The organism is Marinifilum sp. D714 (assembly GCF_030851345.1).
Classification (GTDB): Bacteria; Bacteroidota; Bacteroidia; order Bacteroidales; family Marinifilaceae; genus Marinifilum.
Genome location: NZ_JALPNU010000011.1, coordinates 38,692 through 59,242, shown reverse-complemented (window position 1 = coordinate 59,242; position 20,551 = coordinate 38,692). Strand labels below are relative to the sequence as shown.

21 protein-coding genes are annotated in these 20,551 nt (G+C 37.1%); 19 read left to right on the top strand and 2 right to left on the bottom strand.

Annotated features, from left to right (window positions below; all coding sequences use genetic code 11):
• Positions 1-198: 198 nt before the first annotated feature.
• From M0051_RS11735 to M0051_RS11725, 3 genes are all read left to right on the top strand, one after another.
• Positions 199-2,124, top strand: a complete 1,926-nt coding sequence (locus M0051_RS11735) for a tetratricopeptide repeat-containing sensor histidine kinase (RefSeq protein WP_306741721.1) — start codon at positions 199-201, stop codon at positions 2,122-2,124.
• 46 nt (positions 2,125-2,170) lie between these two features.
• Positions 2,171-2,881, top strand: a complete 711-nt coding sequence (pepE, locus tag M0051_RS11730; protein WP_306741720.1) for a dipeptidase PepE — start codon at positions 2,171-2,173, stop codon at positions 2,879-2,881.
• Between the two features lie 107 nt (positions 2,882-2,988).
• Positions 2,989-4,575, top strand: coding sequence for an aspartate:alanine exchanger family transporter (locus M0051_RS11725; protein WP_306741719.1), 1,587 nt, complete (start codon positions 2,989-2,991; stop codon positions 4,573-4,575).
• Between the two features lie 403 nt (positions 4,576-4,978).
• Here the strand turns inward: M0051_RS11725 and M0051_RS11720 are convergent, their stop codons facing one another.
• Positions 4,979-5,746 (bottom strand): exodeoxyribonuclease III, encoded by a 768-nt coding sequence (locus M0051_RS11720; protein WP_306741718.1) that lies wholly within the window; start codon positions 5,744-5,746, stop codon positions 4,979-4,981.
• A 148-nt stretch (positions 5,747-5,894) separates the two neighbouring features.
• On the opposite strand from M0051_RS11720, the gene rsgA reads away from it, so the two are divergent.
• Together rsgA and mnmH are read left to right on the top strand one after the other, a co-directional pair.
• Positions 5,895-6,821, top strand: coding sequence for a ribosome small subunit-dependent GTPase A (gene rsgA / locus M0051_RS11715; protein ID WP_110362410.1), 927 nt, complete (start codon positions 5,895-5,897; stop codon positions 6,819-6,821).
• A gap of 90 nt (positions 6,822-6,911) precedes the next feature.
• Positions 6,912-7,943 (top strand): tRNA 2-selenouridine(34) synthase MnmH, encoded by a 1,032-nt coding sequence (gene mnmH / locus M0051_RS11710; protein ID WP_306741717.1) that lies wholly within the window; start codon positions 6,912-6,914, stop codon positions 7,941-7,943.
• Position 7,944: 1 nt separating this feature from the next.
• Here mnmH and M0051_RS11705 read toward each other — a convergent pair whose 3' ends face one another.
• A complete protein-coding gene (locus M0051_RS11705; protein WP_306741716.1) occupies positions 7,945-8,469 on the bottom strand; it encodes a YceI family protein in 525 nt (174 codons plus the stop codon).
• 276 nt (positions 8,470-8,745) lie between these two features.
• On the opposite strand from M0051_RS11705, the gene M0051_RS11700 reads away from it, so the two are divergent.
• From M0051_RS11700 to M0051_RS11635, 14 genes are all read left to right on the top strand, one after another.
• Positions 8,746-9,834, top strand: a complete 1,089-nt coding sequence (locus M0051_RS11700) for a HAMP domain-containing sensor histidine kinase (protein WP_306741715.1) — start codon at positions 8,746-8,748, stop codon at positions 9,832-9,834.
• A 199-nt stretch (positions 9,835-10,033) separates the two neighbouring features.
• Entirely contained in the window at positions 10,034-10,561 is a 528-nt protein-coding gene (locus M0051_RS11695; protein WP_306741714.1) for a DUF177 domain-containing protein, read from the top strand.
• Positions 10,562-10,577: 16 nt separating this feature from the next.
• A complete protein-coding gene (gene rpmF, locus M0051_RS11690) occupies positions 10,578-10,763 on the top strand; it encodes a 50S ribosomal protein L32 (protein WP_083464500.1) in 186 nt (61 codons plus the stop codon).
• Between the two features lie 213 nt (positions 10,764-10,976).
• On the top strand, positions 10,977-11,975 hold the full coding sequence (locus M0051_RS11685; protein WP_306741713.1) for a beta-ketoacyl-ACP synthase III: 999 nt from the start codon (positions 10,977-10,979) through the stop codon (positions 11,973-11,975).
• A gap of 303 nt (positions 11,976-12,278) precedes the next feature.
• Positions 12,279-12,650 carry a polymer-forming cytoskeletal protein gene (locus tag M0051_RS11680; RefSeq protein WP_268190153.1) on the top strand — a complete coding sequence of 124 codons (372 nt, stop codon included), beginning with the start codon at positions 12,279-12,281 and terminating at the stop codon, positions 12,648-12,650.
• Positions 12,634-12,870: an AtpZ/AtpI family protein gene (locus M0051_RS11675; RefSeq protein WP_306741712.1), complete on the top strand. Its 237-nt coding sequence runs from the start codon at positions 12,634-12,636 to the stop codon at positions 12,868-12,870. Before M0051_RS11680 ends, M0051_RS11675 begins: the two co-directional genes overlap by 17 nt.
• Before the next feature lie 620 nt (positions 12,871-13,490).
• Positions 13,491-14,573, top strand: coding sequence for a F0F1 ATP synthase subunit A (gene atpB / locus M0051_RS11670; RefSeq protein ID WP_306741711.1), 1,083 nt, complete (start codon positions 13,491-13,493; stop codon positions 14,571-14,573).
• Positions 14,574-14,635: 62 nt separating this feature from the next.
• A complete protein-coding gene (atpE, locus tag M0051_RS11665) occupies positions 14,636-14,893 on the top strand; it encodes an ATP synthase F0 subunit C (protein WP_262493474.1) in 258 nt (85 codons plus the stop codon).
• 99 nt (positions 14,894-14,992) lie between these two features.
• The gene (locus M0051_RS11660; RefSeq protein ID WP_306741710.1) at positions 14,993-15,487 is read left to right on the top strand and encodes a F0F1 ATP synthase subunit B; all 495 of its coding nucleotides are present in this window, start codon (positions 14,993-14,995) and stop codon (positions 15,485-15,487) included.
• A gap of 67 nt (positions 15,488-15,554) precedes the next feature.
• A complete protein-coding gene (gene atpH / locus M0051_RS11655) occupies positions 15,555-16,103 on the top strand; it encodes an ATP synthase F1 subunit delta (protein ID WP_306741709.1) in 549 nt (182 codons plus the stop codon).
• Between the two features lie 48 nt (positions 16,104-16,151).
• Positions 16,152-17,753 carry a F0F1 ATP synthase subunit alpha gene (atpA, locus tag M0051_RS11650; RefSeq protein ID WP_306741708.1) on the top strand — a complete coding sequence of 534 codons (1,602 nt, stop codon included), beginning with the start codon at positions 16,152-16,154 and terminating at the stop codon, positions 17,751-17,753.
• A 79-nt stretch (positions 17,754-17,832) separates the two neighbouring features.
• Entirely contained in the window at positions 17,833-18,702 is an 870-nt protein-coding gene (atpG, locus tag M0051_RS11645) for an ATP synthase F1 subunit gamma (protein WP_306741707.1), read from the top strand.
• 171 nt (positions 18,703-18,873) lie between these two features.
• A complete protein-coding gene (locus tag M0051_RS11640) occupies positions 18,874-19,602 on the top strand; it encodes a GntR family transcriptional regulator (protein ID WP_306741706.1) in 729 nt (242 codons plus the stop codon).
• A 3-nt stretch (positions 19,603-19,605) separates the two neighbouring features.
• On the top strand, positions 19,606-20,541 hold the full coding sequence (locus tag M0051_RS11635) for an ROK family protein (RefSeq protein ID WP_306741705.1): 936 nt from the start codon (positions 19,606-19,608) through the stop codon (positions 20,539-20,541).
• Positions 20,542-20,551 lie beyond the last annotated feature (10 nt).

Here is a 20,551-nt window from a genome sequence, read left to right as displayed (position 1 = left end):
AAAACTCTAATTTTGACAAACGGCCAGATTTTATTAAAGTCTGGCCTTGTTGTTATTATAGAATTTGCCATTTTGACCAATGTTGATATTTTTAGCATAAAATAGTATATTAGAGGCATGAAAAAAGCCCCCTTATACATATTGCTGATATTATGTTTTCAATCTTTTGGTTTTGACAGCTTTGAAACTCAAGTTAGTTTGGATAGCTTACAAAAGAGATATGGTTCATCTGCAGGGCAAAATAAATTGAATGCCTTACTGGATCTTAGTAAATTTTATTGGAATGTAGATCCTGCACAGGCAATAGAAAAATCAAAACATGCGCTGGGTACAGCACAATCGCTTGAGAGTACCCCCGAAATTATAAAAGCGATGTTTTATGTTGGGACTGCCTACTACTACGATAACCAACTTGATAATTCCTTGGATTATCTTCTTCAAGCACATCATCATGCCGAAAAAAACAACTTTAAGAAAGAAATAGCTGATATCAGCAAGCAATTGGCGACGGTTTATTATGAAACCAATCGCTTAAATAAATCATACTCCTATACCATTCAAGCATTCAATATCTACGAAAACTTTGGTGACGAAGGAGGAATTGCTGCTTGTGAGAACTTATTGGGCTTGTATTATAAGGGGATTGGTGTATTCGATGAAGCTCAAAAACATTTTGAAATAGCTCTTGAAATTGGGAATAAATTATCTCGTGAAAGAATAATACAATCCGTTTTAAATGATTTAGGATCAATGTATGCAGAAATTGGTGAAACGGATAAGGCTATTGAAATTTACCAAGATGCATTGCAATACCATAAATCCAATGGAGCAACCTTTAAAAGTGGGGCATTCGAGTTAGATTTATCTCAGTTGTATATTCAAAATGGAGAGTTATCCAAAGCTCAAAAACATTTGGATAGAGGATACACCATTGCGATGAACCTTAAATCTAAACGCTTATACCGTGATTATTACAGAATCTTGGCCAATTATCACATCCAGAATGGCAAACAAAAAGAATCTGTATTGGCTTTTCAAAAGTTGCAACAGTACCAGGATTCGATTGCAGATGATAAATTAAGCAGTAAAATTGAAGAGTTGGATTCGCGCCATGCAATTAGTATTAAGAATCAGGAAAATCAGGTGTTGAGGGATGAGAATCAGGAACAGCAATTAAAAATTACTCGCCAGTATATTATTGGATTATTGATTTTAATGGTTTTCATTTCGGTGATTTTTATCTTGATTATCAGGTATAGGAACAATCTAAAAGACAATGAACTATTGCATTTGAAGAACAGCTTGGTTCACCAGCACCAAGAGGAATTGATTGAAGCCATGAAACGAATCAAAGTGAGTGAAGATAAGCTTCGTGTTGCCAACGATACCAAGGATAAAATGTTTTCATTAATTGCGCACGATTTAAGAGGTGCAATTGGCAATATTAGTAATGGATTGAGAATGTACCTTGGGGAGGAAGATTTAGACCTTTCAGAGGAAGATAAGGAGGAGTTTTTACAAGCTTTGTTTCATTCTTCAGATAATGCTTATGAACTTTTGGAAAATCTTTTGTATTGGGCCAAAAATCAAACCTCTTCACTTTCGGCCAATAAACAAATGGTTGATGCTTGTTCTATTATTAATTCCAACATTGGCTTATTGAGTGATTTGGCTAAAATTAAATCCATTAATCTGTTTACTTCAGAGAACCCGAATATAGAGGTGTTTGTTGATTGGAACATGATTAACACCGTTTTGAGAAACCTGATTTCCAATGCCATTAAATTTACCAATAAAGGTGGTAATGTGGAGATTAAGTCAGAAATTGGAGAACACTTTGTTAAGATTTCGGTAATTGATGATGGAATTGGAATGTTGCCTGATCAGGTGGATAACATCTTCGATGGAAAAACCACTGATGGAACGGCTGCTGAGAAAGGTACCGGCCTAGGATTGACTCTTTGTCGCGACTTCTTGACTAAAAATCATGGTAAAATGATTGTTAGCAGTGAAGTGGATAAGGGAAGTACTTTTGCTTTTATTATTCCACGTCGCCCAATGAATCATGAAAAATATTTGGAATTAGTAGAAAAAGAGCCTCTTCTTTTCTTGATTAATAGTTAAATTTAGAGCTGAAATACACATTAGCATAAACTAAATTTAAATACAAATGAGATTATTACTGATCAGTAATTCTACCAATCCAGGGGAAGCGTATCTGGATTATCCAAAACACAATATCAAAGAGTTTTTAGGAGAGAAACCAGTAAAGGCACTATTTATTCCTTACGCAGGAGTAACTGTATCTTTCGATGATTACGAAGCTAAAGTAAAAGAAAGATTCAACGAAGTGGGACATGATATCATTTCGATTCACCATTTCGAAAATCCGGTAAAGGCAGTTGAAGAAGCTGAGGCAATAGTTGTTGGTGGTGGAAGTACTTGGAACCTGCTTCATTTGATTCACAAGTACAACCTTACCGAACCAATTTGCAACAAAGTGATCAATGAGAAGGCTCCATACATTGGTTGGAGTGCAGGATCAAATTTAACTTGTCCTACCATCAAAACAACCAACGACATGCCAATTATCGATCCTATGGGATTTGATGCTTTAAACTTGATTCCTTTCCAGATCAACCCACACTATTTGGATAAAAACCCTGAAGGACATGGAGGAGAAACTCGCGAAGATCGTATCAACGAATTCATGGTTTTGAATCCTGATGTTTACATTGCTGGTTTGCGCGAAGCAACAATGTTTTTGGTGGAGGATAACAACATCAAATTGATTGGTGACAGGCAATGTAGAATTTTTAAAAATGGCATAGAAGCTTACGAGTTAAGTGCAAATGATGATTTCAATTTCTTGTTGAAATAAGATCATTACTAAAATATAAAGAAGCGATTAGGGAGACTTAATCGCTTTTTTTGTTTTTGAATTTCTACCTTTGTGCCCGAAATAAAAGTTTAAACAAACACTTACTCATGGACTTACTTTCATCGGCTTATTTTGTTCTATTTCTTATTGTTGCCATCGGATTTATTGTGGGAAATATCAAGATAAAAGGAATCTCATTGGATGTTTCGGCAGTTATTTTTGTTGCCTTGGTATTTGGACACTTTGGTGTTAGCATTCCTACAGATATCCAAAAAATTGGGCTTACCCTCTTCATATTTACCATAGGAATACAGGCTGGACCTGGTTTTTTCGAATCTTTTAAAAAGAATGGGAGAGAGCTAATCGTACTGGCCTTTATTTTGGTTGGAAGCGCCTCCTTAATTACCATTGTACTTGCCTTGATTTTTAAAATTGATACCGATATTGCCATTGGATTGTTGACAGGATCGCTAACCAGTACACCTGGACTTGCTGCAGCTATAGAATCTACCCAATCAGCAATGGCATCAATTGGCTACGGTATTGCTTATCCTTTTGGAGTTATCGGGGTAATTTTGTTTGTGAGAATGTATCCTAAGCTGTTTAAAGTGGATATTGAAAAGGAAGCACAAAAGTTGGAAGATGAGGCTCAACAGAACTTTCCTGAACTATTCAATAAGAACTTTGTAGTTGAGAATGAAAATATTGTTGGCAGAAGCATTTCCGATCTTAAAATTCGATCGATGACTCAAGCCAATATTTCAAGAATCATGCACAATGGGGAAAGTATTGTTCCAACGCCCAATACCATTTTAGAAACTGGAGATATTGTGAAGCTTATTGGTACCGAACAGGCCTTGGAGAGGGCCAAAATGATTATTGGTGAAGAGACCGAGGAGCAGATCCCATTAAGCCGAGATTATGTGGTTGAGTCGGTTTTGGTAACCAACAAACAGGTGGTGAATAAAACCATTGGACAACTTAATGTTTTGGCCAATTACAATGCTCGTATTACCCGTATTCGTAGAGCTGGTATTGATATGGTAGCCAGTTCCAAATCGGAAATCCGTTTTGGTGATAAACTGGTTGTAGCTTGTGGAACCGCTAATATCAACAACGTACGTCACCTGTTTGGGAACGATAGCAAGAAGTTATCTGATACGGATTTCTTTCCAATTGCAACAGGAATTGTACTGGGGGTGTTGGTAGGGAAGTTAAAAATTTCTTTTTCCGATGAGTTTACCTTCAGCCTTGGACTAACGGGAGGAGTGTTGATGGTGGCCTTGGTTTTAAGTAGAATCGGTAAAACAGGACCTATCCTTTGGACCATGTCTGGATCGGCAAACCAACTGCTTCGACAGCTTGGATTACTTATGTTTTTAGCCGTAGTTGGAACCAGTGCGGGAGCTCATTTGGTAAAAACCTTTCAGGAATCGGGATTGGCACTGTTCTCAATTGGAATTGCAATTACCTTATTGCCAATGATAATAACCACCCTTATCGGGCACTTTGTTTTAAAAATGAACATTCTCAATTTACTGGGAGCACTAACAGGCAGTATGACCAGTACTCCTGGTTTGGCTGCGGTTGATGGCATGTCCGATTCCAGTGCACAATCCATAGCCTATGCAACGGTTTATCCTATTGCAATGGTGTTTTTAATTGTTTGTGTACAGATTTTAAGCATGCTGTAAAGTTGGGTGCTAGACTAGAATATGAATCAACAAGACAACAAGTATTGTTAGCAAGACAATGTGGAAGATTTTCCAAGACATGGAAGAAGCGCAGAAAGACCAAGGTAAAGTGCTCCAAGACACATCAAAACTTCTTCCAAGACAAGAGTGAACTGCTCCAAGACATGCAGTCGGAGCCTCCAAGACAGGTTTTTATTGGTCCAAGACCAAAGAGTAGGATTTACTACTGTCTTTTTCGTAGTACTTACTGTATGGTAGCTATGAGGTTAGGGAATCAAGCGATTCATTCATGGGGGTATCACTCCAAGTGATGCTCTCTCAGTAGAGAAAAAGCTAAAAAACTACAATTTGGCTTATATATTGATACCCTCACTGTAGTGAGAGCATCAATTATAAAAGTATTTTAAAATTCCATTTCAACAACAATAGGGCAGTGATCGGAATGCACAACATCAGCAAGGATAGAGGCACCTTTAAGCTTCTCCTGCAAACTTTCACTTACCATGTGATAGTCGATTCTCCAACCCAGGTTTTTGCCTCTGGAACCAGCGCGGTAGCTCCACCAGCTATATTTATCTGGCGATTGATCGAAAACGCGGAAGGAATCTATAAAACCACTTTCCAGAAATTGGCTTACCCATTCTCTTTCCTCAGGTAAAAAACCCGAAACTCCTTTTTTCTTTTCAGGTCTGCTGATATCAATGGCTTTGTGGCAGATGTTAAAGTCGCCACCAATAACAAGATTGGGTCTTTCCTTTTTCAGTTCGTTGATGTATTCCTGGAAATAGGCCAACCATTCCATTTTATAGTCCTGTCTTGGCCCTCCGGTAGTTCCCGATGGATGATAGGTGCTAAATACCGAAATATCGCCAAAATCGGCTCTTATTGCCCTTCCTTCAATATCGTATTTGTCGTTATCCACTCCTGTAACAATGGCATCAGGTTTTTCCTTGCTTAGAATACCAACACCGCTGTATCCCTTTTTCTCGGCAGAGAACCAGTAGCAGTGGTATCCCAATTCCTCAAACAAATGAGATTCGATCTGCTCAGGTTGTGCTTTGGTTTCCTGAATCAATAAAATGTCAGGATTTTCTTCTTTCAACCATCCAACCAAGTCTTTTCCCAATGCAGCTCTAATGCCGTTTACATTGTAGCTAATAATTTTCTTCATGTATCTCGTGTGTGTTTATTTTAACAAATGAATTAAAATGCAATTTAGTAAAGATAAGCACCAGATTTGTACTTGGGCTAATAACAAATTCTTTAAAATGCGCTCTTTTCCTTAAAATCAACTATTTTTGTACAAAAATAGATAGACATTGAAAGAAGGACTGGTTATAAAATCGACAGGAAGTTGGTATACTGTTAAGACCAACGATGGAGAAATTCACAATTGCCGTATCAAAGGGCGATTCAGAATGGAGGGAATTAGAACCACCAATCCAATTGCGGTGGGCGACAGAGTAAATTTTGAGGAAGATAAGGAGTCGAAAGTGATTGTAAGTATTCACGATCGAAAGAACTATATCATTCGAAAGTCATCAAACCTGTCGAAGCACAGTCAGATCATTGCTTCCAATGTTGATCAGGCATTCTTGATTGTAACCGTAAATTATCCTTTAACCACCACAACTTTTATAGATCGATTCTTGGCTGCCGCCGAAGCTTATCGCATTCCGGTTCGCTTGATTTTTAATAAAATAGACCGATATCGACCGAATGATATGGACAGACTGGATGAGCTGAAGGGAATTTATGAGAAAATAGGATACAAGTGTTACGAAATTTCTGCAAAGAACGGAACCCATCTTGATATTATTAAAGATGCCTTAAAGGATAATATTAATCTTCTTTCAGGGCATTCTGGTGTTGGTAAATCAACGCTGATCAATGCCATTCAACCAGGTTTAGATTTGAAAACCGGGGAGATTTCCGAGGCTCACTCTCAAGGAAAGCACACAACAACTTTCTCAGAGATGTTTGAGTTAGATTTTGGAGGTTATATTATCGATACTCCGGGAATTAGAGGTTTCGGAACCATTGATATGGAGAAGGAAGAGATGTCGCACTTTTTTCCTGAAATATTCGAAACTTCACAAGAATGTCAATTCAACAATTGCAGTCACATTCATGAACCCAAATGTGCCGTAAAAGCTGCAGTTGAAGCAGGCGAAATTAGCATTACTCGTTACGAAAGTTATCTGGGTATGGTAATGGAGGATGAGGATAGTAAATACAGAATTTAATTTCAATATAGATCACTGTTAAAGACAGAATTCAGCACGTATTTTTTACGTGCTTTTTTGATCAGGTAATAGCTGAAAAGAACCAAAAAAATGGCAAAAGTACTTAGCCCGGAAGAATTCCTAGAATTGGGAAAATCACTTCCAATGATTGATGTAAGAACACCAGCAGAATTTGAAGAAGGACACATTCCTGATGCTTTAAATATTCCCATTTTTACGAATGAAGAACGAGCTAAGGTTGGCACCAAATACAAGAGAGCCAGTAAGGATGCTGCGGTTCTTTTAGGGCTAGAATTGGTTGGTCCTAAACTGGCCAAATTTGTGAAAATGGCTAAGAAATTTGCGCCGCAAAAAGAAATAATGGTTCACTGCTGGCGTGGTGGAATGCGTAGCGGCAGCATGGCATGGTTATTCGAAACAGCAGGATTTAAGGTTTATTTACTAAAAGGAGGCTACAAGGCATATCGAGGATACATTCGTAAGCAATTTGCCGAAAAATCGGAATTGGTGGTTTTGGGAGGCATGACAGGCAGCGGAAAAACGGAAGTTTTACACGAAATGCAGAAGCAAGGTGCTCAGATACTCGATTTGGAAGGAGTAGCCCATCACAAGGGATCTGTATTTGGGGCTTTAGGACAAACCGATCAGCCAAGCAATGAGAACTTTGAGAATGAATTGGCTAAAGTATGGTTGGATTTGGATCCGAATCAACCAATTTGGGTAGAAGATGAAAGCAAATCAATAGGTTCTGTATGGATTAATGATGCTTTATTTCACAGAATGCGACAAACCGATGTGGTAAAAATTCTAATTCCAAAATCTGAAAGAATAAAACGGCTTGTGGAAGAATATGCTTGTTTCGACTCTGAAATTCTGGCTCACATGATCTCTAAAATTGGGAAAAGATTAGGGGGACTAAATGTAAAACTAGCAGAGGAAAGTCTAAAGAATGGAGATTATGCCACGGTTGCAGATATTACATTGAATTACTACGATAAAGCCTATAGGCATGGTTTATCGAAAAGAGAAGGCCAAACCATTCATTATTTGGAGTTGGAAAAAGACAATCCAGCAGAAAATGCTCAGAAGGTAATTGAGTTTTACAATTCTCTTAAAAAATAGCCTATTCAATTACACAGGTAATTGTAATGTCTATTACTTTGCCAACCAAAACACCACTTTGAGGACCGACTTTAAAATCGAGGCGGTTCACTTGTAGTTTGCCGGTAAATGTTTGGCGAGAGTAATTAAAAATGATTTCTACCTCTTTGCTTTCGCCATGCATTGTTAGTATTCCGCTAAGTTTATAACTCATTCCATTACGGGATACACCGGTTGATTTGAAACAAATTTCAGGGTAATTGGCAACATCTAAGTACTTTTCTCCCTTTACTACTTTATCTCTTTTCTTCATTCTCGTATTGAATGTTGTTGCATCAATACAGACATCAAAAGAGGTCGAGGAGATGTTTTTGGGGTCGAAATTTACATTTCCTTTCATGCCCGAAAAGTTTCCCTTTACCTTGTTCGCACCAAGATTGGCCACTCGAAACTCAATTTTGGATTTTTCGGTATTAATATTCTGGGATGAACATGTAAAATGAATCCCTCCAATAATCATTGCCAATAACATCAACCTTCTGATCATATGATATGCTTTTATGGAGTTAATACTTGAAAAAGGTGTAAAACCCTTGCTTATAAACAAATATAATCCATAAAGGATGATCAATGCAAAATTAAATTTTGAATGGTAATATTGGGTTGGGTTTAAAATGAACTGTAATAGAGATATATTTTTTAACTCTGGAATAAGATTTAAATCGATTTGTCGTTACCTTTATCAGAAACCAATTAATATTCAGCATTGGACTTTTACCTTAATAATCGGAATTGGAAATACCATTTTTTAATTGTTGCAGTTGTGATTGTGGCTGCGTCATTGCTTTATACCAATAGTTTGGTAAAGAAACTGGCCCACGAAGAAGCAAAGAAAGTAGAGCTTTGGGCAATTGGGTTAAAGAGTCTGGATACCAATCCAAACCAGGATGTTGCTTTAATTCAGAGGATAATGGAAGGCAATGAGACCATTCCAATGATTATAGCCGATGAAAATGATAGCATAATTGCTCACAGGAATATTAATTTTCCAGAGAATCAAGAAGCAAAGGTACTGTCAAGGGAGTTGACTAAAATGAAGAATGAGAATCATTCCATTACCATCGACTTGATTAACAGCAAAAATTACATTTACTACGATGATTCAAATATTCTAAAGCGCCTGGCCTGGTATCCATTCATTCAGTTAGGAGCGATTATTACTTTCATTATCATTGCATTTTTGGCTTTTTCTTATTCAAAATCTGCAGAGCAGAATCGTGTTTGGGTTGGTATGTCGAAGGAAACAGCTCATCAGTTGGGGACACCAATTAGTTCTCTTATGGCCTGGATGGAATTGATGAAGTCGGGAAATCCAAGTCCTGCAATGGTTGAAGAAATGTCGAAAGATGTTACCAGGTTGGAGGTAATTGCAGAGCGATTCTCGAAAATTGGATCAAAGCCGATCTTAAAACCTCATAATCTGAATGAAATTCTGGAAACGAGTATAGAATATCTAAAGAAAAGAACTTCAGATAAAATTGAGTTTATTTTTGCCCATACTGATTTAAAAAATGAATTGGTGCCTTTAAACAAAGAGTTGTTTTCCTGGGTGATAGAAAATTTGACAAAAAATGCAGTTGATGCCATGGAGGGAAGGGGAGTGTTGCATTTTTCTTTAACTGAAGGCAAAGAAAAAATTGTCTTGGATATCAAAGATACTGGAAAGGGAATCGCCAAAGGTCAATTTAAAACTGTATTTAAACCTGGTTATACTTCAAAGAAACGTGGTTGGGGTTTAGGATTATCATTGGCCAAAAGAATTATAGAAAATTACCATAGTGGAAAAATTTTTGTATCCAGCTCTGAAGTGGGAAAAGGCACGGTTTTTAGAATTATTTTGCCTCTAAACTGAAAGTTCTGGTTTTCAAATCACCAGAAATGTTTTGAAACCAAAAAAGAACTCCTTATTTTTGCAGCCCGTTTTTAGGCGGGATTGCTTATTGATTGCTTGTTTAGCATCAGTAATTGCTTGAAATTGACAAAAAAGATGTATTTTTTTGTGAATTCGTAAGATTAATTTTTATACTTTTGCAAAGTTTTATTTGAATATTTTGGAATATCCAACAAAATATACGATTCCTTTTAAGGGGTTAAAGGACGGTTTACATGAATTTGATTTCAAGATAGATCATGAGTTCTTTGAGCATTTTCAAGAGGAAGATATTTATCAGGGAGAAGCTGATGTAAAAATCACTTTCAATAAAAAAACTCTGGTAACTACTTTAAAGTTTGAAATAAAAGGAAAATTAAACGTAGCCTGCGACAGGTGTTTGGAGGAGCTGGAGATTGAAGTTGAGGGTGAAAATTCTCTACATTTGAAATTTGGTGAAGAACACGAAGAGTTGGCAGATGATGTAATTGTTCTAGCAGAATCGGAAAACGAGATCAATGTAGCACAATACATCTATGAGCTGTTTGAATTGAGCTTACCTTATAGCTTTGTTCACCCGGATGATGAAGAAGGAAACAGCACTTGTAATGAAAAAATGATTCAAAAATTGAATGACCTCTCGGTGAATGAGGAAGAGAAGATTGACCCGAGATGGAATGATTTAAGAAAATTGATTGATAATAACTAGTTAAATAGGTTGAAAAATGGCACATCCAAAACACAGAACGTCGAAGCAGAGAAGAAATAAGAGAAGAAGTCATCTTAGAACAACTCCTGCTACTTTAGCATCTTGCTCAAATTGCGGAGCAACTGTTAAATATCACACTGTTTGCCCTGAGTGCGGTTATTACAGAGGCAAATTAGCTATTGAAAAAGAAGTTACAGCATAACCTGAGTACAATTATTCAGGTTTGAAGCTATATAAATTTGCTCCTCAGATTTTTCTTAGGGGCAAATTTGCGTTATACATGATCGTTCTTGCTTTATCCTTGTTTGTTGATCTTAGAGGTGTGAGATTAACCTTTAAAATCCATGATTTGCTAGAGAAAAATCTGTATACTTGTAAGCTGAATTATCTGATGAACACTAAGTAAGCTTAAACAATGTCAAAAATTAATGCAGTTATAACAGGAGTTGGGGCTTATGTTCCCGACTATATCCTTACCAATGACGAATTAAGTACCATGGTTGACACTTCTGATGAGTGGATCATGACTCGCATTGGTATTAAAGAAAGAAGAATTCTAAAAGGTGAAGGACTTGGTTCTTCGGAATTAGGTGTGAGAGCTGTTAATCAGTTGCTGGAAAAAACAGGAACTTCTCCTGAAGAAGTTGACTTGGTGATTTGTGCAACAGTAACTCCTGACATGCAATTCCCTGCTACAGCAAACATTATTAGTGATAAAGCCGGAATTAACAATGCATTTAGCTTTGACTTGAATGCAGGTTGTTCAGGATTTTTATTTGCATTGGCAACTGGTTCAAAATACGTACAGTCTGGTATGTATAAGAAAGTTGTAATTGTTGGTGCAGAAAAAATGTCTTCAATAGTTGATTATACTGATCGTCAAACATGTCCTATTTTTGGTGATGGTGCGGCAGCAGTTATGTTGGAACCAACAACAGAAGAAGTAGGTGTAATGGATGAAATGTTACACACAGCAGGTTTTGGTCGTAAGCATTTGCATCAAAAAGCAGGTGGCTCATGTAAGCCAGCTTCTCATGAAACTGTTGATGCTCGCGAACACTTCATTTATCAGGAAGGTAACCACGTATTTAAACATGCGGTTTCTAACATGGCGGATGTTTCAGTAGAAATGATGGAAAAACACAACATGACAGCTGATGATTTGGCTTGGTTGGTTCCACATCAGGCAAATAATCGTATTATTGAGGCTACAGCTAAAAGAATGGGCTTGGCCAAGGAAAAAGTGATGATTAACATCGAGAAATACGGTAATACAACCTCTGCTACCATTCCATTGTGTTTATGGGAGTGGGAAGATCAATTGAAAAAAGGAGATAATATTATTCTTTCAGGATTTGGCGCAGGTTTTACCTGGGGATCTATTCTGTTGAAATGGGGTTACGATCCTAAATAGAATTTTATTACTACAAGATATTATAAAGGCTTCCATTTGGAAGCCTTTTTTTTGCTTTCAAACTTGACATAGAAGTGGGATTTCTGCCTCATTTTTTTATATTTGTATGGTCCGCGAACATGGGTGCTGTAGATTGGAATAATAAAAGAGATTGTTCGTATACTTTTTTTAGAAAAATTGAGTTGATATAGATGTCAATTCGGGGCAATAAAAGAGGTGAATACTAGACTAATATTCTATGAATTTCCAATTGCACTTGTCCACATCAATAAGATTTCAAACATGTTTAGTAAAAAAAATAAAATGAGCAGAAACAACGACGTACAACCAACCGCAGTAAACCTTATTTGTGATGGAACATCAATTAAAGGAGATGTGCAAGCATCAAGAGATATTCGTATTGATGGGTATTTAAATGGGAAAATGCAGGTAAACGGAAAGGTAGTTGTAGGAAACACCGGTAAAATCGAGGGAGATATTAATTGTAAAACAATTGATGTTTCAGGTAGAGTAGAAGGTAATATTGTTGCTTCAGAAATGGTGAATCTGAAATCAACAGCATTAATATTAGGAAATATTGCTACAGATAAGATTTCTGTTGAGCCTGGTGCTAAGTTTACCGGATCTTGTAAAATGGGTGAAGCGGCACCTGCAAAGGATGAAAAGAAAAAATAATCCGGAAAAGGATAAAAAAAGAAAACAGCTAAGCGGAGTTATTAAATACTCTGGCTTGGCTTTTCAAATGATTGTGGTAATTCTGGTGGTTTTATACGGAGGTATGAAACTGGATGAATATCTACAAAAAGAATTTCCCTTATTTACCGTTATAGGAGCTTTTTTAGGCGTAATTCTGTCCCTTTATTTCGCTCTGAAAGATTTTATGAAAATGAAATAATAGATATGGAAAAAAAATACAAATCGTACATTCTTAGGCTAGGTTTAATATCAGTTTTTTTACTAATTGGGTCTATTGCATTGTTCCTAACAGTTTTAAAACCGTGGTTTAATTATATTTTTCCTTTCGTGATTTTGTACTTTTTTTTATTCAATTCCTTTCAACATTTCAAATTATTAAAATTATCAAAGGGTGATCCTCGAATTTTCCATACCAATTATATGGCTTGGTTTGGAATAAAATTATTTCTCAACCTTAGTTTCGTAATTGTTTACGTTTTGCTGAATAGGGCGCAGGCATTGAGTTTTGTGCTTTTCTTTGCGTTTTGTTATGTAGTTTATACAACCTTTGAAGTAATAACACTATCTAAGACTTTAAGGTCGGGAAATATTAAATAGCTTAAAAAAGTTTTGTGGAGAACTTTTTTTATTAAATTTGAGGGACCAAAAAAATAAGAGAAAAAACTTCTCAAGTTACATTGTAATTTATCCTTATTTTAATTTGGAGCGAAGTAATTAATTATTGGAATTATAAACATGGGGGATTTCCCTAATAATTCCATTTTAAATCTCTTTCGGTAGGTTTCGAAAGACAAAACATTAAAGCAAGTCATTCTACGTATGAAAAGTATTCATCGATTTCTACTAATCGTCTTCTTTATTGCCAGCGCACTTACTGCGTTTGCATCTGATGAACATGACAAGCATGCTCACCACGATACTCACAAAAAGGAAAAATTCGAACCTGGTAACTTTATCATGGATCATATTGCCGATGCTTATGATTGGCATATTTTATCCTATAAAGACAAGCACGTTTCGGTTCCTCTTCCAGTGATTGTGATTTCAGAGCAATCCGGTTTTCATATGTTCATGTCTAGTAAATTTCATCATGGGCATGATGCTTACAAAGGATTTTACATTGCACAGGAAGGTGAGTTTAGAGGTAAAGTAGTGGAAAAGATTGATGGTCATGAAGTTCGACCATTCGACATTTCAATGACAAAGAATGTAGTTGCCATGCTGATTAGTATGATATTCCTGATGTGGATTTTCATATCTGTTGCTAAAGCATATACTCGAAGAAAAGGACAAGCTCCTAAAGGTATGCAGTCTTTAATGGAGCCACTAATTTTATTTGTGCGTGATGAGATTGCAAAGCCTGCTATTGGTGAAAAGAAATACGAAAAATACATGCCATTCCTTTTAACCATTTTCTTCTTTATCTGGTTGAATAACTTAATGGGCTTGGTTCCATTGATTCCAGGAGGAGCTAACGTTACTGGGAACATTACCATTACAATGGTATTGGCAGTATTTACATTCATCATCACAACATTTAGTGGAAATAAAAATTACTGGGTTCACATTTTTAATACGCCAGGAGTTCCTTGGTGGTTAAAATTCCCTGTACCATTGATGCCATTGGTTGAGCTTATGGGGGTATTTACAAAACCATTCGTTTTAATGGTCCGTTTGTTTGCAAACATCACAGCAGGTCACATGATTGTATTGGCATTTGTGAGCTTGATCTTCATATTCGGACAAATTAGTCCAATGTTAGGATACGGAACATCGGTTATCTCTGTATTGTTTGTGATCTTTATGGATATGTTGGAGCTACTTGTAGCATTGATCCAGGCATATGTATTTACGCTTCTTTCTGCGCTTTACTTTGGTATGGCAACGGAAGAACATCATTAAGAATTTTTCAACTCCTTAAATGGAGCTATTTATAGTTTTTTAATCATTAATATAAAAACACTATGATTACATTATCAATTCTTCTTCAGGCTGCAGCTAGTATGGCAGTTGCTAAAATGGGTGCTGCATTCGGAGCTGGTTTGGCTGCTATCGGTGCTGGTATCGGTATCGGTAAAATTGGGGGTTCTGCTCTTGAGAGTATTGCTCGCCAGCCAGAAGCATCTGGAGATATTCGTTCAAACATGATTGTAGCTGCTGCTCTTATTGAAGGTGCTGCTTTCTTTGCTATCATCATCTGTTTGTTGGCTATCGTATTGTAATAGCATTATCCACAATTTGCCAAAAAGGGATTGCCTGAGGCAAATTGTGGTTACAATTGATTATTAAAATCCACCGGAAGGTGAAAAAAATAGAATAATATGGGCTTGGTAACACCTGAATTAGGAACTTTTATATGGATGTTTTTGGCTTTTGCCATCGTACTTTTTATCCTTAAAAAGTTTGCCTGGAAACCGATATTGAATGCCTTAAAAGAGCGTGAAGAGTCGATTGAAGACGCATTACGTTCTGCTGATCGTGCCAAAGAGGAAATGGCTGAATTGCAAGCCGACAATGAAAGAATTCTTCAGGAGGCTAGAAAAGAGCGTGAAGCAATGCTTAAAGAGGCAAAAGAAATGAGTTCTAAGATAGTGAATGAAGCAAAGCAAAAAGCTACTCAGGAAGCGGATAAGCTGGTTGAATCAGCGAGAGCGAACATTGAGAGTGAAAAATCTGCTGCATTAAACGAAATTAAAGCTCAGGTGGCTAATCTTTCTGTTGAGATTGCAGAGAAAATTCTTCGTCAGCAATTTGCAGATGATCAGCAACAAAAAGAATACTTCAAAAAGTTAATGGACGAAGTAAAGCTTAATTAGTATCCCGATAGTATCGGGAGAGTTAATGAGATAGTAATTCTCTCATCTCTTATCTAATAAAAAAAACATGAACGAAAGTAAAATCTCGGTTAGATATGCCAAAGCTCTTTTCGAATTAGGAAAAGAGAAGAATATGATCGAAACTTTTATATCAGATATTAAAGTTGTTGATGATCTGATTAAAGAAAGTTCTGATTTTTGGTTGATGATTGAAAGTCCGGTGGTGAAAACTCTTCAGAAAAGAGAGGCAGTGAAGCAGATATTTTCTGGTAAAATTGATGAAATGGTGTTGAATTTCCTTGATTTGGTTTTGCAAAACAGAAGAGAAATCTATATCAAAGATATTTCCAGAAACTTCTTGGCTCTTTGTAGAAAAGATATGGGAATTCTTTCTGCCATATTGACCTCGGCAAGTAAAGTTGAAGACGCAAGCAAGCAGAAAATATCTGATCTACTTGAAAAATCATTCCACTCTAAAATTGAATTAACAGAAGTGATCGATGAGGATATCATTGGTGGTTTTGTAATTCGTGTTGAAGATCAGCAATTGGATGCTTCTGTTGCCAATCAATTGAATCAAATCAAACGAGAATTACTAACGAACAGAATTAGCTAAAAGCTAATAGCTTATTAAGAATATAAATCAGTCTAATAAGAATTAAATATGGCTAGTATTAAACCTGCAGAAGTTTCGGAAATTCTAAAGCAGCAATTAGAAGGTTTAAAAACCGAAGCAGAACTGGAAGAAGTCGGAACCGTATTGCAAGTAGGTGATGGTATCGCTCGCATTTACGGGTTATCGAATGTAGAATCAAACGAGTTGATCGAATTCCAAAATGGCGTATTGGGTATTGTTTTGAACTTGGAGGAAGACAATGTCGGCGCAGTGCTTTTGGGTGAAACACAAGGTATTAAAGAAGGTGACGTGGTAAAACGTACCAAGCGTATTGCCTCAATCAATGTTGGTGAAGGCATGTTGGGACGTGTTATCAATACCATTGGTGAACCGATTGATGGCAAAGGCGAAATTACAGGAACAACTTACGAAATGCCATTGGAACGTAAAGCTCCAGGGGTAATCTATCGTCAGCCTGTAAACGAACCATTACAAACCGGTATTAAGGCAATTGATGCGATGATTCCTATCGGTCGTGGACAACGTGAGTTAATCATTGGCGACCGTCAGACAGGTAAAACTGCAATTGCAATTGATACCATTATCAATCAGAAAGAATTTTACGACAAAGGTGAGCCTGTTTACTGTATTTATGTGGCAGTAGGACAAAAGGGTTCAACCGTTGCGAATATTGCTAGAACTCTGGAAGAAAACGGAGCTATGGCTTATACAACAATTGTATCTGCAACCGCATCAGATCCGGCTGCATTGCAATTCTACGCACCATTTGCGGGTGCATCAATTGGTGAGTTCTTCCGTGATACTGGTCGTCCTGCATTGATCATTTACGATGATTTATCGAAGCAGGCAGTGTCATATCGTGAGGTATCACTATTGCTTCGTCGTCCACCGGGACGTGAGGCTTATCCAGGAGACGTATTCTATCTTCACTCAAGATTATTGGAGCGTGCCGCTAAGGTAATTAACTCTGATGAAATTGCACGTCAGATGAACGATCTTCCTGAGAGCTTGAAGAATGCCAAGGATGAAAATGGAGAATCAATTATTAAAGGTGGTGGTTCATTAACTGCACTTCCAATTATTGAAACTCAGGCGGGTGACGTATCTGCATATATCCCAACCAACGTAATTTCGATTACTGATGGTCAGATCTTCCTGGAATCAGATTTATTCAACGCTGGTATTCGTCCTGCGATTAACGTAGGTATCTCGGTATCTCGTGTGGGAGGTAATGCTCAAATTAAATCGATGAAGAAAGTTGCTGGTACATTGAAGCTTGACCAGGCACAGTATCGTGAACTAGAAGCATTTGCGAAGTTTGGTTCTGATATGGATGCTGCAACTTTATCGGTACTAGATAAGGGAGCCAAAAACGTTGAGATCTTGAAACAGGGACAATATTCTCCTGTTACAGTGGATAAGCAAGTTGCGATTCTGTACTGTGGTACTCAAGGTTTATTGAGAAATGTTCCAACTGACAAAGTGAAAGAATTTGAGCATGATTTCATTCAGTTTATGGAATTAAAGCATAAAGATGTATTGACTGAACTTGGTACAGGAAAATATACCAAGGAAGCTCAGGATACTATGCGCAAAGTAGCTGAAGAAGTAGCTGCAAAGTATAAATAATTATCAGTTAACAATTATCAATTAGTAATGAATATTGTTTTATTACTAATTGTTAATTACTAATTACTAATTGAATCAAATGGCTAATTTAAAAGAAATTCGTACTCGTATTTCGTCGGTTCAGAAAACCAAACAGGTTACTGCAGCGATGAAAATGGTTTCTGCAGCTAAATTGAAAAAAGCGCAGGATGCCATTGTACAAATTCGTCCGTATGCCGATAAATTACATGAGATTCTTTCGAATCTTACAGGAAGTTTAAATCCTGATGATAATTTGTATGGTGTGCAGCGAAAAGCCGACAAAATATTATTGATCGCAATTACTTCGAATAAGGGACTTTGTGGTGCTTTTAATTCAAATGTAATCAAGCAAGTTAATGTGCTTGCTGATGGAGTGTATGCAGAGCAAAACCAAAAAGGGAATCTTGATGTGCTTTGTATTGGTAAGCAGGCTAATGAAATATTGAAGAAGACTCATAAAGTAATTGGGGAACGCAATAGCTTGTACGATGATTTGAACTTTGAAAATGTTTCGGTATTAGCAGAATCGATCATGGAAGAATTTGTAGAAGGAAAATACGATAAGGTAGAATTGGTGTACAACCAGTTTAAAAATGCTGGTGTGCAGATTTTAACTACCGAACAATTCTTACCTGTTGAGCACGAAGAGGAGGAGAACAATGTTCAGTCGGATTATATTTTTGAGCCAAACAAAGAAGAAATTGTTCAGGATTTGATTCCTAAATCATTAAAGACTCAATTCTTTAAAGCAATGTTGGATTCATTTGCTTCTGAGCATGGTGCTCGTATGACGGCAATGCACAAAGCAACTGATAATGCATCTGATTTGCTTCAGGATTTGAACCTGACCTACAACAAGGCCCGTCAGGCTGCAATTACCAACGAAATTTTGGAGATTGTTTCAGGAGCGAATGCTCTTGCTCAGTAAAGCGAATAAAGTCGCGATACTGGCTTAAAAAGACCATATTTAAACAAATTATAATTGCTGTAAAGCTCACCTTCGGGTGGGCTTTTTTTGTGCTCTAAATACGAAACAAGAGATTTGTTTAGGAATTCAAAAAATATTGAATAGATTTGTATGTTCAAACATATGTACAAAATGGAATTAAAGATAGACCACAATAGTCCATTGCCTCTTCATGCGCAGGTGGAGCTATTATTAAGAAAGATGATTGAGCTTCCCGAATACAAGAATGGAGGGTTCTTACCAAAGGAAGTTGATTTAGCGAAGCGTTTAGGAATTTCCAGAAATACTTTGCGACAAGCAACCAATAAACTGGAGTATGAAGGGCTGTTGATTCGTAAAAAAGGAATTGGGACTAAGGTTGCTGAAAAAGGGATTACTACGAATCTTGACAATTGGCAAAGTTTTACACAGGAGATGTCGGACCAGGGAGTTGATTTTGTCAATTTCTTGATTGAGGCCAAATGGGTGAAGGCTTCTGCTAAAATAGCCAGCTTTTTTGGCATCAATGAGTCTGATAAGGTTCTCTGCTTGTCAAGATTGAGAGGTTTTACCGATGGTCCCTTTGTGTTTTTTGAAAGCTACTTTCATCCTAGGATAGGTATGACTGGGGAGGAAGACTTTTCAAAGCCTCTTTATAGTATTCTGGAAAATAAATACCATGTAGTACCATCAATATCTAAAGAGGAAATCAAAGCAAAACTTGCATCAAAGATCACTGCTGATCGTCTGCAGATTAAAAAGGGAGATCCAATTTTGGTTCGGGAGCGCTATGTATCGGATCCTGGTAATAGACCATTGGAATACAACATTGGCTTCTATATTGCCGAAAAATTCACCTATTCCATTACCATCACCAGATAAAGTATGAAAAAACAGATTGCCATAGGAATAGATGTCGGAGGTAGCCATGCGAGTTGTGCAGCCTTTGATTTGACAGAGAAGCGCCTGATTACTGAAAGCATTTCGCATATTTCCTTGAATAATCAGGGAAGCAAAACTGAAGTTATTGATGGGTTCGTTACACTCATTCAAACTTGTGTTGGTAAGCTAAGTGCTGAATCTCTTGTTGGAATTGGAATTGCAATGCCAGGGCCTTTTGATTACGAAAAAGGAATTGGCTTGTTTACAGGGGAAAATGCCAAATTTCAATGCCTGAATAAGGTGAATGTAGAATCAGAATTAAAGGAAAGGTTGAATTTACCTGAAATTCCTGTTCGATTCATCAATGATGCTACTGCCTTTGCTATAGGAGAGTATTTTTTAGGCCAACTAAAGGGCTGTAAGCATACATTGGCGATCACTCTGGGAACCGGTCTGGGTTCAGCTTTTTTATCTGATGGAATTCCGGTCATTGTAGATGAGAAAGTGCCTGAAAATGGCTGTATTTGGCATTTGCCTTTTGAAAATGGTATTGCTGATGACTATTTCTCTACCAGAGGATTGGTAAATAGATATTTTGAACGTACCGGAACAAAGTTGAAGGGAGTAAAAGAGCTTGCCGACCTGTCCAAAGAGAACTCTATGGCTTTGGAATTATTCAACGATTTTGGAGAAAAACTGGCTTTGTTCCTTGCCCCCTGGATCAAAAGCTTTCAGGTTGAAGCCATTGTGTTTGGAGGGAATATTTCCAAAGCTTCCCATTTGTTCAATGATACCATGAATGAACAATTCAAAAAGGAAGGCTTACTCGTTAAAATCAACTATTCCGAATTACAGGAATCTGCTGCATTTGTGGGAGGAGCTCAATTGCTCAATGAAGAGTTCTGGAGCCTTGTGAAAAGTCAATTAAAATACATGTAATGAGTAAAAT

What these genes read in the sequence shown, in the direction of transcription:
- pepE (WP_306741720.1), top strand. Translation starts at nt 2,171, where the DNA reads ATGAGATTATTACTGATCAGTAATTCTACCAATCCAGGGGAAGCGTAT.
- M0051_RS11725 (WP_306741719.1), top strand. Translation starts at nt 2,989, where the DNA reads ATGGACTTACTTTCATCGGCTTATTTTGTTCTATTTCTTATTGTTGCC.
- M0051_RS11720 (WP_306741718.1), bottom strand. Translation starts at nt 5,746, where the DNA reads ATGAAGAAAATTATTAGCTACAATGTAAACGGCATTAGAGCTGCATTG.
- mnmH (WP_306741717.1), top strand. Translation starts at nt 6,912, where the DNA reads ATGGCAAAAGTACTTAGCCCGGAAGAATTCCTAGAATTGGGAAAATCA.
- M0051_RS11705 (WP_306741716.1), bottom strand. Translation starts at nt 8,469, where the DNA reads ATGATCAGAAGGTTGATGTTATTGGCAATGATTATTGGAGGGATTCAT.
- rpmF (WP_083464500.1), top strand. Translation starts at nt 10,578, where the DNA reads ATGGCACATCCAAAACACAGAACGTCGAAGCAGAGAAGAAATAAGAGA.
- M0051_RS11685 (WP_306741713.1), top strand. Translation starts at nt 10,977, where the DNA reads ATGTCAAAAATTAATGCAGTTATAACAGGAGTTGGGGCTTATGTTCCC.
- M0051_RS11680 (WP_268190153.1), top strand. Translation starts at nt 12,279, where the DNA reads ATGAGCAGAAACAACGACGTACAACCAACCGCAGTAAACCTTATTTGT.
- M0051_RS11675 (WP_306741712.1), top strand. Translation starts at nt 12,634, where the DNA reads ATGAAAAGAAAAAATAATCCGGAAAAGGATAAAAAAAGAAAACAGCTA.
- atpB (WP_306741711.1), top strand. Translation starts at nt 13,491, where the DNA reads ATGAAAAGTATTCATCGATTTCTACTAATCGTCTTCTTTATTGCCAGC.
- atpE (WP_262493474.1), top strand. Translation starts at nt 14,636, where the DNA reads ATGATTACATTATCAATTCTTCTTCAGGCTGCAGCTAGTATGGCAGTT.
- M0051_RS11660 (WP_306741710.1), top strand. Translation starts at nt 14,993, where the DNA reads ATGGGCTTGGTAACACCTGAATTAGGAACTTTTATATGGATGTTTTTG.
- atpH (WP_306741709.1), top strand. Translation starts at nt 15,555, where the DNA reads ATGAACGAAAGTAAAATCTCGGTTAGATATGCCAAAGCTCTTTTCGAA.
- atpA (WP_306741708.1), top strand. Translation starts at nt 16,152, where the DNA reads ATGGCTAGTATTAAACCTGCAGAAGTTTCGGAAATTCTAAAGCAGCAA.
- atpG (WP_306741707.1), top strand. Translation starts at nt 17,833, where the DNA reads ATGGCTAATTTAAAAGAAATTCGTACTCGTATTTCGTCGGTTCAGAAA.
- M0051_RS11640 (WP_306741706.1), top strand. Translation starts at nt 18,874, where the DNA reads ATGGAATTAAAGATAGACCACAATAGTCCATTGCCTCTTCATGCGCAG.
- M0051_RS11635 (WP_306741705.1), top strand. Translation starts at nt 19,606, where the DNA reads ATGAAAAAACAGATTGCCATAGGAATAGATGTCGGAGGTAGCCATGCG.